The sequence below is a fragment of the Brevundimonas vesicularis NBRC 12165 genome (assembly GCF_001592205.1).
Classification (GTDB): domain Bacteria; phylum Pseudomonadota; class Alphaproteobacteria; order Caulobacterales; family Caulobacteraceae; genus Brevundimonas; species Brevundimonas vesicularis.
The window spans coordinates 46545-62094 of the sequence record NZ_BCWM01000019.1 but is presented as its reverse complement, the minus strand read 5'-3'; the positions used below and the strand labels follow the sequence as shown (position 1 = coordinate 62094).

The 15550-nt window shown below is 63.4% G+C and carries 12 protein-coding genes and 1 tRNA gene; 6 read left to right on the top strand and 7 right to left on the bottom strand.

All coding sequences use genetic code 11. The annotated features are described in order from the left end of the window. Positions 1-576: 576 nt before the first annotated feature. Both BVE01S_RS14205 and BVE01S_RS14200 read left to right on the top strand, forming a co-directional pair. A complete protein-coding gene (locus BVE01S_RS14205) occupies positions 577-2223 on the top strand; it encodes an acetolactate synthase large subunit (RefSeq protein WP_066628889.1) in 1647 nt (548 codons plus the stop codon). Positions 2224-2255: 32 nt separating this feature from the next. Next, a complete protein-coding gene (locus tag BVE01S_RS14200) occupies positions 2256-3692 on the top strand; it encodes an aldehyde dehydrogenase family protein (protein ID WP_066628886.1) in 1437 nt (478 codons plus the stop codon). 431 nt (positions 3693-4123) lie between these two features. Here the strand turns inward: BVE01S_RS14200 and BVE01S_RS14195 are convergent, their stop codons facing one another. The 4 genes from BVE01S_RS14195 to rsgA form a co-directional block, all read right to left on the bottom strand. Continuing rightward, positions 4124-8134 carry a hypothetical protein gene (locus BVE01S_RS14195; RefSeq protein ID WP_157076469.1) on the bottom strand — a complete coding sequence of 1337 codons (4011 nt, stop codon included), beginning with the start codon at positions 8132-8134 and terminating at the stop codon, positions 4124-4126. 256 nt (positions 8135-8390) lie between these two features. Next, positions 8391-9752, bottom strand: a complete 1362-nt coding sequence (locus tag BVE01S_RS14190) for a tyrosine-type recombinase/integrase (RefSeq protein WP_169802127.1) — start codon at positions 9750-9752, stop codon at positions 8391-8393. Positions 9753-10100: 348 nt separating this feature from the next. Further along, positions 10101-10424 (bottom strand): hypothetical protein, encoded by a 324-nt coding sequence (locus tag BVE01S_RS14185; protein WP_055803275.1) that lies wholly within the window; start codon positions 10422-10424, stop codon positions 10101-10103. An 80-nt stretch (positions 10425-10504) separates the two neighbouring features. Further along, the gene (rsgA, locus tag BVE01S_RS14180; RefSeq protein WP_066628876.1) at positions 10505-11581 is read right to left on the bottom strand and encodes a ribosome small subunit-dependent GTPase A; all 1077 of its coding nucleotides are present in this window, start codon (positions 11579-11581) and stop codon (positions 10505-10507) included. Positions 11582-11759: 178 nt separating this feature from the next. Between rsgA and BVE01S_RS14175 the strand changes: the two genes are divergently transcribed. Beyond that, positions 11760-12011, top strand: coding sequence for a DUF2171 domain-containing protein (locus tag BVE01S_RS14175; protein ID WP_055805252.1), 252 nt, complete (start codon positions 11760-11762; stop codon positions 12009-12011). Between the two features lie 18 nt (positions 12012-12029). On the opposite strand, the gene BVE01S_RS14170 is transcribed toward BVE01S_RS14175, so the two are convergent. Beyond that, positions 12030-12683: a DUF1345 domain-containing protein gene (locus BVE01S_RS14170; RefSeq protein ID WP_066628873.1), complete on the bottom strand. Its 654-nt coding sequence runs from the start codon at positions 12681-12683 to the stop codon at positions 12030-12032. Between the two features lie 146 nt (positions 12684-12829). Here BVE01S_RS14170 and BVE01S_RS16880 point away from each other — a divergent pair, with 146 nt between their 5' ends. Both BVE01S_RS16880 and BVE01S_RS14165 read left to right on the top strand, forming a co-directional pair. Further along, a complete protein-coding gene (locus BVE01S_RS16880) occupies positions 12830-12973 on the top strand; it encodes a hypothetical protein (protein WP_153925618.1) in 144 nt (47 codons plus the stop codon). Between the two features lie 189 nt (positions 12974-13162). Beyond that, positions 13163-13825, top strand: a complete 663-nt coding sequence (locus tag BVE01S_RS14165; RefSeq protein ID WP_240612138.1) for a DNA polymerase III subunit epsilon — start codon at positions 13163-13165, stop codon at positions 13823-13825. 52 nt (positions 13826-13877) lie between these two features. Here BVE01S_RS14165 and BVE01S_RS14160 read toward each other — a convergent pair. Together BVE01S_RS14160 and cpdR are read right to left on the bottom strand one after the other, a co-directional pair. Further along, positions 13878-13952: transfer RNA gene (locus tag BVE01S_RS14160), tRNA-Val, on the bottom strand. A gap of 136 nt (positions 13953-14088) precedes the next feature. Then, entirely contained in the window at positions 14089-14445 is a 357-nt protein-coding gene (gene cpdR, locus BVE01S_RS14155; RefSeq protein ID WP_017506825.1) for a cell cycle two-component system response regulator CpdR, read from the bottom strand. A gap of 112 nt (positions 14446-14557) precedes the next feature. Here cpdR and BVE01S_RS14150 point away from each other — a divergent pair, with 112 nt between their 5' ends. Then, on the top strand, positions 14558-15382 hold the full coding sequence (locus BVE01S_RS14150) for an N-formylglutamate amidohydrolase (protein WP_066628864.1): 825 nt from the start codon (positions 14558-14560) through the stop codon (positions 15380-15382). The last annotated feature ends 168 nt before the right edge of the window (positions 15383-15550 follow it).

The following is a 15550-nucleotide window of genomic DNA, read 5'->3' as shown; positions in this document are numbered from 1 at the left end:
AGTGCTATTAGATCCTCAGATTTGGGAATGACTAGCAGTGATAAGGGGTCTGCTCCGCGATGCGTAGTGCATGTCCGCATTGGCGCAAAGTTCAAGTTTAAGGCTTGGCTCCGGCGTCGAGTTGCAGGGCTCCAGGTTCGTCTCCCTACCAGTCGGTCAATGCCTCGAGGACTCAAAACGGCGCTTCACGACGTCTGCTTTGGAGCAAGCAAGGCTGTAGCTCTCTGCGGCCAACCTAGCAGGCCGCGAAGCGTGATCCGATCATTCAGTAAACGGCGCGCGACATTCGCCAAGCCGCCACCGTTAGGCCTCAGGGATGAGGGGTCCTTATTCGACGCCGATCACACCGCTAGTGAATCCCTTTTCTACGCCGATCCACACTTCAGCGCCTATCTCGCCGCTTTCGAGACGGTATAATCACCTGATCGGCCAGCAGACGGTCGAGCTTCAGGGGCGACCGCTCCACCGGTCGCCAGCTACACGATCAATCGCGGGTCGGTTGACCGCCCCATCGTCGATCCGCCCACGCCCGGCCCCCAATCCGGGAGTCGATCGCCACCTGACCCCGGAGTTTCCATGACCAAGGCGTCTGATCTGTTCGTCGCCTGCCTCGAACAGGAGGGTGTCGAATACGTGTTCGGCGTGCCGGGCGAGGAGAACCTCGACCTTCTGGATAGTCTGTCCCGATCAAAGCAAATCCGGCTGATCCTCACGCGCCACGAACAGGGCGCAGGGTTCATGGCGGCCACCTATGGCCGGCACACCGGCAAGGCCGGCGTCTGCCTGGCGACGCTGGGTCCAGGCGCGACCAATCTCGTCACCACGGCCGCCTATGCGCAACTGGGCGGCATGCCAATGATGATGATCACCGGCCAGAAGCCGATCAAGTCCTCCAAACAGGGCAGATTCCAGATCCTGGACGTGGTCGACATGATGCGGCCGATCACCAAATACACCCACCAACTGGCCTCGGCCGACAACATCCCCGCCCGGGTGCGCGAGGCCGTGCGCCTGGCCCAGGAGGAAAAGCCAGGCGCGACGCATCTGGAGCTTCCCGAAGACGTCGCCCGCGAACAGACCGACAACGGCCCGATCCCCGCGAGCCAGGTGCGCCGTCCCATTCCCGACCCCAAGTCGATCCAGATTGCAGCCGACCGAATTGCACGGGCCAAATCCCCGCTTCTGATCGTCGGGGCGGGCGCCAACCGCAAGATGACCAGCCGGATGCTTACCGAGTTTGTCGAAAAGACCGGCATCCCCTTCATCACCACCCAACTGGGCAAAGGCGTCATCGACGAGCGCAATCCGAAATATCTGGGCTGCGCCGCCCTCTCGTCGGGCGATTTCGTCCATCGCATCGTCGATGCGGCGGACGTCATCATCAATGTCGGCCATGATGTCATCGAGAAGCCGCCCTTCTTCATGACCGCAGGGGGCAGCGAGGTGATCCACATCGGCTTCCGCACCGCCGAGGTGGATCCCGTCTATTTCCCCCAGATCGAGGTGGTCGGCGACATAGCCAACGCCATCTGGCAGCTGAAGGAAGCCCTTGAGCCGCAGGCCCGGTGGACATTCGCGGATATGGAGCGGTTCCGGCGCGCCGAGGTCGCGCATTCTGCCGCCTCGGTGGGCGACACGCGCTATCCGGTCTATCCGCAATACCTGGTCGACCAGATCCGGCAGGTGATGCCGGACGACGGCATCGTCTGCCTCGATAACGGCGTCTACAAAATCTGGTTTACCCGGAACTACCCGGCCTACATGCCCAACACCATGCTGGTGGACAACGCGCTGGCCACAATGGGCGCCGGCCTGTCCTCGGCGATGGCGTCGGCCATGATCTGCCCGGGGCGAAAGGTCATGGCCGTCTGCGGCGACGGCGGCTTCATGATGAACAGCCAGGAGATGGAAACCGCCGTCCGGCTGGGGCTCAACCTGGTCGTTCTGGTTCTCAACGACAACAGTTACGGCATGATCCGCTGGAAACAGGCGCATATGGGTTTTGACGACTGGGGTCTGACCTACGGCAATCCGGACTTCGTCAAATACGCCGAGTCCTACGGAGCGCACGGGCACCGCGCGACCAGCGCGGAAGGCCTGCCAGACCTGTTGCGGGCCTGTCTCGATACGCCGGGCGTCCATCTGGTGGAGGTTCCGGTCGACTACGCCGACAACGACCGTATCCTGAACACTGACATTCGTGACCTGAGCGCCGCGCTCTAGGTCAGCCGCCAGCCCCATGCCGGAGCAATCCTTTGCCCTCCCTGAAGACGTCCTATCCGCTCTACCTGGCCAATGAGGCGCTGAGCCCGAACCAGGACCTCGCGGTTACCAACAAATACTCCGGCGAGGTGGCGACACGGGTCGCCCTGGCCGACGCGGCGACGATCGACAGGGCCATTGGCGCGGCGGTTCAGGCCACGCGTCCGATGGCCGAGATGGCGGCATACGAACGCCAGGCGGTCCTCGCCCATTGCGTGACGCGGTTCCAGGAGCGGGCGGACGAACTGGCCTATGCCCTGTGCATCGAGGCCGGCAAGCCGATCCGGGACTCGCGTGGCGAGGTCAGCCGGCTGATCGACACCTTCCGCATCGCGGCCGAGGAATCCGTGCGCATGACCGGCGAGGTCCAGCCGCTGGACATCTCCGCCCGCGCCAAAGGCTACCAGGGCATGTGGAAGCGGGTTCCGATCGGCCCCTGCTCCTTCATCTCGCCGTTCAACTTCCCTCTGAACCTCGCGGCGCACAAGATCGCCCCGGCGCTGGCCGTCGGCTGCCCCTTCGTGATGAAGCCTGCCTCCAGGACGCCGCTGGGCGCATTAATCATCGGCGAGGTGCTGGCCGAGACCGACCTTCCCAAAGGCGCCTTCTCCATCCTGCCGGCGACCCGCGACGGCGCGGATCTCTTCACCACCGACGACAGATTGAAGCTGCTTTCGTTCACGGGCTCGCCAGAGGTGGGCTGGGCCCTCAAGGCCAGGTCCGGCAAGAAGAAGGTGGTGCTGGAGCTCGGCGGCAATGCCGCAGTGATCGTCGATCGCGATACCGATCTGGAGGACGCCACGGACCGGATCATCTTCGGGGCCTTTTACCAGTCGGGGCAGTCCTGCATCGGCGTCCAGCGCATCCTGATCCACGAGGACATTTACGAGGCTTTGCGGGACATGCTGGTCACCAAGGCCCGTGCGCTTGTCTCTGGCGATCCTCTGGACGAGAACGTCTTCATCGGTCCCATGATCGACGAGGGGGAGGCGCGCCGGCTTGAGAGCTGGATCGCCGAGGCGACCGCTGCAGGCGCTACCCTGCTGTGCGGCGGCCGTCGCCAGGGCGCGATGCTGGAAGCGACGCTGCTGGAGGGCGTCGGTCGGGGCCTGAAGATCCGCGACGAGGAGGCGTTCGGGCCAGTCGCGATCCTGTCCCGCTTCTCCGATTTCGAGGTTGCCCTGAAAGAGGTCAACGACAGCCGGTTCGGCCTGCAGGCTGGGATCTTCACTCGCGACATCCATAAGGCTATGCGGGCCTGGGAGGTCCTGGAGGTCGGCGGCGTGCTCATCGGCGACGTTCCCAGCTATCGCGTGGACAACATGCCCTATGGCGGCGTCAAGGATTCCGGGCTGGGCCGCGAAGGGGTCAAGTTTGCCATGGAAGACATGTGCGAAATCCGCAACCTGGTGATCAGAAGACACGGGTAGTCGGCAGCGCCGTCTCCCTCCCAGTCAGCCAAGGTCTCTTCCTCGCGCAGAGCAGCGGTTCGTAACGTCGATTGGCGTTGGAAGTTTCGCGGGTTCTGAGATCTGATTCCTACCGGTTGGTCACTGTCTCAAGGTGACTCAGTATGAGCGAAGAGCGGCGTTCTCCGAACGTTGGGCCTAGCCGAACAATTGGTAGGATATCTCCGGACGGCTTGCCGGCCAGTTTCGCGGTCACCTTGCAGCTTATCTCCAAGAAGGAGTCGGCCCTCGGGAATCAAGGGTCGGACTCCGTAGCGGAACGCTCACCATTCCATCCGCCGCCATTGCTTGATTCACATCCAGGGACGCACCGCCGGGTCCTGTCTATGACCGCTTCATCGCGTCATGCCCCCTGAAGTTCCGGGCATTAAGCGGAGTTCAGAAACATACCGCTAGCCCCAAGATTCGACATTCCCACGAAGGTCCGAAACAACATCATCCACGGCATGAAAGCCGCCGATATCTCTGAGAACCGGCGCCAATCGACCAATTATCGTGAGTGCCGCTTTTCGCTCCCTGGCACCGGCATCACTCAGGACATCGATCAATACGGCTCGCTTCTCCAGGTGGCCGAGTCCGATCAAACGCTCGAGCCAGACTTCAGCGTAAAAGTCATGACGGTCTTCTTTCAGAAGATTCTCGACGAGGTCGGAACTCGCCCAGGCCTTCGCCTTCTCCTCCTCCACTGCGGCTCTCCGCCACGTATCTGCCGGCGCCCCGACCGTCGACCGCCGGACGGAACGGCGAGCGGCGCCGCGTTCCGTCTTGGGCAACAACTCAAAGAGACGCTTCCACTCCATCTCCAGATTGGAAAAGATGGCGTCCTCCGTACTGAGACATACATCAATGAAACGCGCCTTCGCCTCAACCTGCAGATCGCCCTCTTCCGGCAAGGCATTTGCCCAGGCACCGACATCCGCCTTCATCGCATCTGAAAAATAGGGGCAGACCTCTTCCAGCAAGGAGGCCGCCCAAAAGGCGTCGGGATGCTTCTTCAGGGCGTCGATGATTCGCTGTTGCTGATCGCTGTTGAACTTGTTGGCGAACGCGGACGCAACGCGGGCGAGCGGTATTTCGAAGCCGATCCGCCCCATCAGTTTCATCGCGTCTGCGGAAGCTCCAGAACTCGCCTGGCGACCCAGTTCGGCAGCGGCGTCGCCAAGTTCATGCCAGTCTTGCACGCGGCGCGGGATGAGAGCGTTGGTGACGATTGCCCGGAGCGCCTGGGTATCCAAATCCCATCCCCGAACGACGGCGGCTGAAATGAGGATGGAGTCGAAGCCTCGCTCGGTAGCCAAAAGGCAAAGGTCTCGAAGTTTGTTCTGACGTTCGGTGCCGGTGCTTTGAGAAATAAGGGCGGCATAGCCCTCAACAAGCGCATAACCGTCTTCCACCGCGTCCAAGATAGACATCGCTGCTTGTCGGATCTCATCCGGCCCGCTCACTGCGAAGTTGGCGGCCAGGGCGGCCACGACATCGTCGTCATCGATTTCGCGGAGTAACCGGAGCGCCTCGACTGGACGGCTGTGCAAGAAGGTTTCCGCGAAATCCCCAAGCAGCCAGTTGGGATCATGTTCGTCCCATGCGCGGCTATCCACGGGAGCATTGAGATCCGCGAGCAGCATTGGTTCGATGGCGAGACGTTCATCGTCATCGAGTTCACGGCAGAGATCCACAAGGATCGGTGCCCTGATCGACGGATGCATATCTCCCTGCCGACACAGGTCCAGGGCCCGATGAATCCACGGGCCGGAATGACGGCGAGCCAACGCTCCGAGGCTCGCCGCTACTTCCCATCCGCCCACCTCGTCTACAGCGTCCAGAAATTCATCGATGAGACAAGCGGGGATAGAGGGCGCCAGAAGCACGAGGGCTTCACCACGACGACCTTCCGATATTGAGCGAGCCGCCAGAAGGAGTTCCGCCGCAAGGTCCTCGTCGGCGGCCCATGCGATTTCGCGCATTGCCGCCAGTTTCCAGGTGTCTTCTTCCCGAACCTCAAAGAGTCGGCGCAGAAGTCGGAGACGCCGATCAAGCGACAGGTTCTCAAACGCGCCGGAGTAGCTGAAGTCCTCACGAAACTCGTCGATGTGCGCCAGGAAGGTCACTTCGATCTTAGCCTCCACGTCCGGCCGCATCGACTGCGGCATGGCGGGCAGAAGTGTAGCAAGGCCATAGACGCGGCCGACGGGATCTGTGGCGCGGGCGACAATCTCGAGGCCTATCTCGAGCGGCGTGTCGTGCAGACGAAGCCAACGGCCTTGCGCCTTGCCCCCTTCAACCATGGCCTCAACGGCGGCATCGCGTTCCTTCGGCGGCAGCACAGGCAGTAATGCGCCGGTGATTTCCAAACGTCCCTGCCGCTTCTCACTGGCGAACGCCAACGACAGCACCTCGCTGGCTCGCTCCTCGCCCAATGCCGCCGCGACTTCAGCCAGCAGTTTCGGGTCAAGCCTGAGATTGCGCACGGTCGCCAGTTGGCTGAATACAATTTCAGCAGACCATATCCTCAGTCTCAAAGCGGCGGTGAGGACGTTCTGGTCCAGGCCGTTGGCGATTGTTCGGACGGTCGCCGTCGTCAATGCGCAGTGCGCCAAGGAGGCCAGCCCCCCTCCCTCGCCGGTGCTCTGGAACACCGCCGAGGCGGCTTTTCGGCACCTGCTGACGTCTGTGAGAAAGCCGGAGAGGCTCGGATCCAGGGCATAGCATTGGTCAGCCCATGCCCGCGTGGTCAACGCCTTCAGACGAAGGTGTCCCACCGCCGCCCGCTCAAGATAGGCGCCGAGGTGGGACACGAGATGAGGCGAAATCCTCTGGTTCTCCGCTTCGAGCGACGATAGTTCACCCTCACCCCAATCGATGAACCGTCTTTCGAACTCAGCCCGGCGTCTTGGCGGCATCCACTCTTCCCGGAAGAAGTCGGCAAGCCGGGGATGCGCAAATGCGATATCGTTTACCTTGCCTTCCCCGACGATCAGGCGAGACAGACAGGCCAAGGCAGTATCTAGCTGCAGCAGACTAACCCCGTTCGGACTGAGCCTGGGATTTGCCAAGTCGCTGCGCGACAGAGGCCCCAGCGCGCAACTCAGAACGCAGGTCAGCGACTCGACCAGACTAAGTGTCGAGGCGTCCAGACCGCTCCACAAGGCCTTCTGATCGGCCCACCATCTCTTGATGAAGCCGTCGAGGCCCGGCGTGACGTCCGACAAGGCGGCCAGGCTGACGGATGCCTCGGTCACGCCGTCCAAATAGAGACGCAGGACCACTGGATCGCCGTCGACCAAGGTCGTGATCCGTTCCGCGAGCGTCGCGTCAACGCCAAAGGCGCGGAGTCCCTCGTACACTTCGCTTCTCGACAACAGACCGAGGTCGCTCGATGGCGCTCCGAGTAGCGCGAGTGGATCGTCGCTCGCTACCGGGCGGCCGGCGAGAAGCACCTTGAGGCCGAGGGGTGGCTCCGACGGAAAGATATCTGCCGTGACCTCAAAATCCGCCGCTTCGTCGAGGCCATCGATGATCAGGAGCAGGGGCACCTCGCCGGGCAACGGTCTGGCCAGAAGATCGGCGATCAAGCCTTTGGCCTGCTCCACGTCGATATCGATCCACTCTGGAAGAGGGCGGCCGTGAAGCGCCGAAAGCCGGCTCAAGATGGAGACAAGAACGACTTGGGCGAGATTGGTCCGATATCGCGCGCTGATGGGCATATGCACCACTGCAGCGGCGTTCTCGAGAGAGGCGATCCAATTGACGATCAGGCCAGATTTTCCGCGACCTGCAGCCGCGCGCAGGAGCTTGTATGGGCTATCGGGCGCCTCGCGCCATTGATCCAGTTCGGCAAGTTCCTTTGTCCTGCCGACGAAGGGCGCAGGCGCCGTCTCTCTCCCTAGATACTGACGAGCAAAGCGGTCGATCCGGTTCTGAAAATCAGTTACGGGTCCGCTCTCCACGCCGAGGCGGGCGAGTGCGGCGTAGTGGCGCCTCACCACAGGTGGGTGTCGGTCGAGCATCGCCAGGATATCGCCCCAGCCAACAATCTCCACTCCGAATCCGCCTTGGTTCCGATACGCCTCGTCTAGACGACGCGCTTCTCGCTGAAGGGGCTCGTCGTTCGGCGTCGTAGTCGCGATCACGAACCGATCGAGAGGAGGTTCGAACTCCAAAGCCTCCGAGACGATATCGGCGAGATCAGCAGGCTTGAGCTCAGAGCCTCGGCCCGAGAGCTTGCATTGAATCCCCGCCCATTCGTCTCCAATCCGGGCGACGATATCGACCCCAAATTGTTTCTGACCATTCCGGCCAATCCGATTGGCGTTGCTGGCGTTCCAGTCACTCGTAAACAGATCATGGCATAGGGCTTCGAACGCTTGCCACGAGCTTGGAGGCGGTAGATCGAAGCCGGTCACACTCATTGGTCCGCCCCGTTCGCAGAATTGATTTCTACGGGATAGTTCGGCAAGGCTGGCGTGAAGTCATCGAAAAAAGCGAGGTCGCGCCGCGCGAGCCGATACGGTGGTTCGCATCAGTTCCGGCCTATAGATCTGCTCGACACCGTGAGCGGCACTGAGCCTGGATACAGAACCTCGGATCTTGCGGCCTAAATGTCCGAGGTTCTGAACCCTTAACCGTGAGCGCTTCGTACGCGTTGCGCGTGGGCGGATCCTAGAACCTCATGGCCTGGCTGAGTCGGGCCGCCGTCTTGTTCGCTACCAGCTTCAAGGGATCGTCGCTGAGATGGGCATAGATCTCTGTCGTCCGGGCCTGCTTGTGACCCAGCACCTTCCCCACCAGGAATAGCGAGGCGCCGTCAGCAATGGCGAAACTCGCGAAACTATGCCTGAGGTCGTGGAGCCGGACGGTCGTCAGCGACCGAACCTCACGAAGGTCGCCGCCCAGGTCTTGGATCCGACGATGCAGGATCGCATCCGCCCTCGCCTTAACCTTGGTCCACAGGTTCGGGAGGCCGACGAAGTGGCCGTCTCCCTTAAGGGCGGGCAGCACCCAGGGCGATCCGGTGCCAATCGCCGGCGTCGTGTCCCCCGAGTTGTGGCCCCTCGACGCCTCAGGCGCGCGGGTCTCGTCCCAACGACGACGGAGCACCGCGATCGCATCGTCGGCCAAGGGCACTACTTTGGCTCCGGTCTTGGATTCTGGAAGCCGCAGACACCCCTTCGACCAGTCGATGAAGTCCCACTGCAAGGTCAGGATCTCCGACTTGCGGCAACCCGTCAGCATCAGCAAGCGCACCGAGTCGGCCATGACGGCGTAGCGCTCGTCCTCCCGCTCAAACTCCGCCAGGGCCTCCGCGAGCGCCGCGATTTCCCGCTCGGAGAGGTATCGCTCCTTGCGGATCGTTTTGAACCTTTCGACGCCTTTGGTCGGGTTCTTCTGGAGGTACTCGGCCTTGATCGCGAACTCGTAGACCGCCCCGAGCGTGATCACCGCCATCGCGGCCACGCGCTTGCCGCCCCTCACCTTTGACCGGCGACGGTGTCCAAGCATGACGTTTCTGGCCGTCTTGCCCTGGGAGATGTCGAGCTGCATCCGCGACACGTCCATCGCGGTGACGTCGCGAGCCAGATGCCGTCCGAGCAGCGGCTTGATGTGGCAGTCGAACATGATGCGGTTCGTCTCCCAGCTTGAGTCCTTCTTGTTCGGCTTCAGCGCGGGTCCCTGCTCGAGATAAAGGTCGGTCAGCGCTTCCACGGTCAGCGCGTTCCTGTCGGCGACCTTCTGGGCTTGGGGATCGACCCCGTCCCTCACGTCCTGAAGTTTCTCGATCGCCCGGTCCCGGGCCTCATCGAGACCATACCCGCCGTCGGCCTTTCCCAAGGTGAGTTTCCGGAACCGGCCTCCCAGTCGATAGAAGAGGACGTAGCTGCGCCCGCCGCCGGGCCTGACCCGGACTCCAAAGCCCGTGACCTGGGTGTCCCACACGCAGAACTCGGCGGCTGCGGGTTCTAGGTTTTCAATCAGTTTCTTCGTCAATTTCGGCATCGAAACGCCCAAAAAAAGGTAGCGCATGGGTAGCAGAAAGTCCGATTTGCTACCTGTTTCCGCGATTTGCATATCGTACCGGAAAACAGGATTTCGACAATCTTTTCCGTAAGTTGAAACAGGATGAGATGGCCTGAAAAGGCATGAAATAGGAACATTATCCTAATGGCATGCAAGAGGTCAGCGGTTCGACTCCGCTAAGCTCCACCATCGTCACCTCCGAGCACCGTAAGGTGTTCGGAGGGACGGCCATCCTCCCCCACATTTTCGATCCGCAGAAGTCGCCAGTCGGCGCGCGACTAGGCGCCCGTCTCTCGTCCGATGACCGATGCGGCAGGCGGCTCGATCCGAACCTCCCGCCGCGATAGCCGCCGATCAGTTCTCGACTTCGGTCGATCCCTGGCGGAACTCTTCGGCCGGCACGAAGGCCGAGCCTTCTTCATCCAGCACCCAGACGCCGATCAGGGCGGGGTGATCCGGGGTGACGTCTTCGTCCAGCAGGTCGCCCTCATAGACGCCGACGTTGCTGTAATCGAAATCCAGCAGCAGCTGATCGGCCATGTCGATCATCTCGTCGGCCATGCGCCGTGCATAGCCCACCGCCTCGCTGGCGTCGGAAAAGTCGTCGGTCAGCGTGTTGACCTCTGCGGCCTCGCTGCCCTGAACGGCGCTGGTGGTGACGATGGTGAATGCGGACATGGTGATCTTTCTTAAGCCTAAGGACTTCACCTAGCCCGTTTGGCCCCGCAACACGTCGAAATTCGGTTGCGCCATCGACGCTATCGATCGGCCCCGCCACGATCGTTGCGCTTCGTCGCGCGATAGACCTTCTGCAAGCCGCCCAGCCGCCGGCGTTCCGCAGCCTTGGCGATCCGTTCCGCCTTGTGCCCTGCGGCCGCCAGTTCCGACTTCAGCTTCTGGAAATGCGCCCAGCGCGGTCCCTCCAGCGCGCCGTCCGCCAGGGCCGCCTGGACAGCGCATCCCGGCTCGCTCACATGGCCGCAGTTGGTGAAGCGGCACTCCTGCATCAGACGTTCGATGTCGTCGAAGACCGCTTCCACACCCTCTTCGGCGTCGATCAGGCCCACTTCGCGGATGCCGGGCGTGTCGATGATGAGACCGCCGCCGGGCAGCGGGAGCAGCTGGCGGTGGCTGGTGGTATGCCGTCCCTGGTCGTCGGATGCGCGGATCGCCTGGGTCGCCATCCGATCCTCGTTCAGGAAGGCGTTGACCAGGGTGGACTTGCCGACACCCGACGACCCGATCAGGACACAGGTCTCGCCCGGCTTCACCTGAAGACGCAGCGCCTCTAGGCCGACGCCTTCGCGCGCCGAGACGGTCAGGACCAGGGTCAGCGCCTCCAGCGCCGCCACCTGAGCGGCCTCGGCCTGGGGGTCGGCGCTGAGATCTGACTTCGTCAGAACAAGAACAGGCCGCGCTCCGCTGTCCATCGCGGCAGCCAGGAAACGCTGTATCCGGCGCGGATTCAGATCCGCATTCATCGAGGTGACGACAAAGGCCACGTCGATATTGGCCGCCAGGATCTGGGTTCGACGCACGCTGTCGGCCGCCCGTCTCACGAAGGCCGTGCGGCGAGGCAGGACGGCGTGGATGGTGGCGGCGCCGTCCTGAGGGTTCGGCGACAGCGCCACCCAGTCGCCCACCGCAGGGGGCCCAGTCTCCTGGGCTTCGTGCCGCAGTCGGCCGGACGCCTTGGCCTGAAGCTCGCCCGCATCCGTGACGACCAGATAGCCGTTGCGATGCTGGAGGATGACGCGGCCCGGCGTGTGACCGGCATGGGCATGCGGCGCAAACGCCGTCGCCCAGACCTCGGACCATCCATACTGTTCAATCAAGTCAACGGCATCCCTGTCGCTCGCGCTCCTCAGCCGGCTTGTGCTGAACACTGTCCCAAAGCCTTGCCAGTCGGCGGGGCCGCGAACAAGCATGCTCGCCGTCCGAGCGCCTCGGGAACGAAATGTCGGTCGGCGGCGCTCCGCTATCGAGACGATGTTCAGCGAGGAAAGAACGGCGATGAGCGAGATCAAGGAAGGCATGGAAGTCATCGGAGCCGACGGCGTGCACGTCGGCGTCGTGGACCGGGTGGAGAGCGACCGGATCAAGCTGACGCGCCGCGAGAACACCGGCGCCCACGCCGATCACCACCACTATATCGAGAACGGTTTCGTCGCCGGCGTCGAGGGCGACAAGGTACGCCTGTCGGCCAACGCCGATGTCGCCGTCACGCTTGAAGAAGAAGAATCCGGTCGCCCGGTCGATCTCTGACCGAACGGCTCCGCGTGCCTAAAGCAGCGTGGCGGCCAGATTGACCGTCAGCGCCAGGATAACGGCGTTGAAGAACCAGGCGATCAGGCTGTGAAACGTCGCCAGACCGCGCAGCTTGCGGCTGGAAATCTGCACATCGGCCGTCTGGTTCGCCACGCCGATGATCAGGGCGAAGTGTAGAAAATCCCAGTAGTCCGCGTCATCCTCACCCGGAAAGATTAGCCCGCCCTGATCGCCCTTGCCGTCGTCACTCGGGGCGTAGAAGCCGTGGGCGTAATGCAGGGCGAAGATGATGTGCACGTACAGCCACGACAGGCCGACGGTGCACACTGAAAAGACCGCCTGCCCGACGGTCGGCTTGCCGTCGCTGGCCACCATGGCGAGGACGAGGACCACGACGCTGGCCACGGCCGCCGCCATGCTGAGCGGCAGGACCATAACGCCCGCCTGATCCAGTTCCGCCGCGCGGCGCCGCATCGCCTCCTGCGAACGCGCGCGAAAGATCCGCACAAAGGTGGCAACGAGAAAGGTCGCCACGCCCGCGTCCCAGCCAGCCGCCAGTCGCATCGGCCAGCCGACGCTGGCCGGCGCCAGCGCTGCGACGGCCGCCATGACCAGCAGCCCGAGCCATAGCGACAAATGCAGACGGAACAGGCGCGCGACAGATCCCATGCCGCGAGATTGCGCATTCCTGGCCGCACGTCCAGCGACCGCGCGGCCTGCGGAGCGGCTACGACAAAATGGATTTCGTCTCATTGAGGGACACGTCTGTCGGCGACGTCATAGAAGTGTCGCTTATCGTTTCGGGGGAAACGCGAATGCTGGTGTCGATCGTGATCGGCGAGGCTCTTTATCTGGCGCATCGCTGTCGGCGGGCGCTGATCGCCTCGCCCGTGGTGCTGGTCGGTCTGTGGGCCGTGATGACCGTCATGCCGCACGGGTCGGTGCACTTGCCGAACTGACGACGCGCCGTCGGCGGTCTTTCCAGGCGCCGGACCGAATCTGGCGTCCCAGGCGTTGTCAGGTGTGAACGCCACGCCGAGGACGCCCTGACCGACTTCACGCCATCACCCCAACGCATCCGCGTCATCGACCTGGAGACGGCCGGATCCGGCCCTCAAGACGTCTGCGAGATCGGCTGGCAGGACGTGGTGCGTGACGGGACCGGTCCATGGCGTCTGGATGCGACGCGCGGCGCCCGTTTCGTAAATCCCGGTCGGCCGATTTCGCCCGACACCATGGCGGTCCACCACATTCTGGACGAGTGGGTTCAAGACGCCGGCTACTGGAAGGCAGTCGCGCCGCCCATTCTCCGTCCTGAGGCGGGCGTGATCGCCCTGGCGGCTCACCGCGCCAGCTTCGAGCAGCGGTATTGCACCCCTGCCCTTTCGGGCGGCGCAAAGTGGATCTGCACGTGGAAATGCGCCTTGCGGCTGTGGCCCGACCTGCCGCGCTTCTCCAACCAGATGCTGCGCTATCTGCGCCGGCCCGAGGGATTGGTGCATGAGTTGGGCCTGCCTGCGCATCGCGCCCTGCCTGACGCCTATGTCACCGCTCATCATCTTCGCGACATGCTGAACCAGACGACCGTCGAGCAGCTGCTGGCCTGGAGCCGTGAACCGGGATTGCTGCCCCGCGTGCCCGCCGGCCCTGAACGCGGCAAGGCGTGGAGCGCGGTGGATGCCGACCGGCTTCAGATCCTGGCGTCGGGACGCGACATCGACATCGCCTTCACCGCCGCGACCGAGCTTCGCCGCCGCGGCCTGATGACCGACACGGTCGTGCGGACGTCGGACCAGGGACGGCTGCTCTAGCGCGCGAGCGCCAGCCAAGGCTGATGGCGACTGATCTGAAAAGAAAAGGAAATGGTGGACGCGACAGGGATTGAACCTGTGACCCCCTCGATGTCAACGAGGTGCTCTCCCGCTGAGCTACGCATCCGCCGTAGGGCTCCGAAAAACGTCTTCGGAGCGGGAAGAGCGGTCGTATAGCGGCGAGGCCGGTCGGCATCAAGCCGATTTAGCGGCAAGAATGCGATTTCTCACCAAACGCCGCTCGGCCCAGTCGCAGCGAAGGTTCAGGCGGCGACCATCCGCTCGACCTCATTGACCAGATCGCGCAGGTGGACGGGCTTGGACAACACCTTGGCGTCCGGCGTGGCCTGGGCGGCGGTCAGGGCCACGGCGGCGAAGCCGGTGATAAACATGATGCGCAGGCCGGGTTGGCGGGCGGCGGCGACGCGGGCGACCTCGATCCCGTCGGCGCCCGGCATGACGATGTCGGTCAGCAGCAGGTCGTAGGGGCCGTGTTCCAGGGCGTCGATCGCGTCGTCGCCGTTCTCGCAGTCGATGACCTGGTGGCCTGCCCGCTCCAGCGCGCGCGTCAGAAATCCGCGCAACGAACCGTCGTCTTCGGCCAGGAGAATACGCGCCATTCGAGAAACACCCTTGAAACAGACCGCAAACCTAGAGCCCGAACGGTAAACCGCCGATGAAATTCGCCGATCAGCCGACTTCCTTCCACAGCGAAACGCGCTAAGCGGAAGCATGACCGACGGCGGCGACAGCTTTTCGATCACCGCCCCCGCGGCGGACGCGCCCGCGACGGCGCTGGTGTTCGCCTCGCCTCACTCCGGCGACCTCTATCCCGACGACATGGGCGCCGCGCCGGGCCTGTCGTGCGCCAGCCTGAAAAGCGCCGAGGATGCCCTGGTCGGGCGCTTGATCGCAGAGGGACCGCGCAGAGGGGCCGCGCTGATCGAAGGGCGGATCGGCCGGGCCTATGTCGATCTGAACCGTGATCCCTCTGAGCTTGACCCGGCCTTGATCGAGGATCTGGAGGGGCCGGTCGGGGCCAAGACAGCAGCGGGGTACGGCGTGATCCCGCGGTTGGCCGGCGACGGGACGCCGCTCTATGCGCGCCGGCTGACGCTGGCGGAGGCCAGAAACCGCATCGCCAGGGTCCACGCGCCCTATCACCAGGCCCTAGGCGAACAGATGCGGGCGACGCGCGCGACGCACGGACGCGCCGTGCTGATCGACTGGCATTCGATGCCGGCGCGCGCCGTCGGGGCCGAGGTCGTGCTGGGCGATCGTTACGGCTCGGCCTGCAGTGCGCGGCTCAGCCGACGGCTGCGCGACTTGTTCGAGGGCTTGGGCTGGCGCGTGGCGCAGAACCATCCCTATGCCGGCGGTTGGTCCACCCAGCGATGGGGACAGCCGGACGAGGGCTATGAGGCCATCCAGATCGAACTGAGCCGCAAACTCTATCTGGACGAGACGACGCTGGCTCCCAACGCGACCTACGCCAAGACGCAAAACGCGCTGTCCCGCGTGATCGCCGCCCTGTGCGCAGACGATTGGTCGGCCTGACTGATCGCTGATCAGATCAAAAAAAAGCCGCACCCGAAGGTGCGGCATTAAAAGTCTATAGGGAGGAAACGCCCAGGAAGGGCAAGACGCCCGGAGGCGTCAGAGGTCAACTTAGGTTGCGATGCACAATAGGTCAAGACCCATGCGCGCTCGCATGGTCACGCCTTG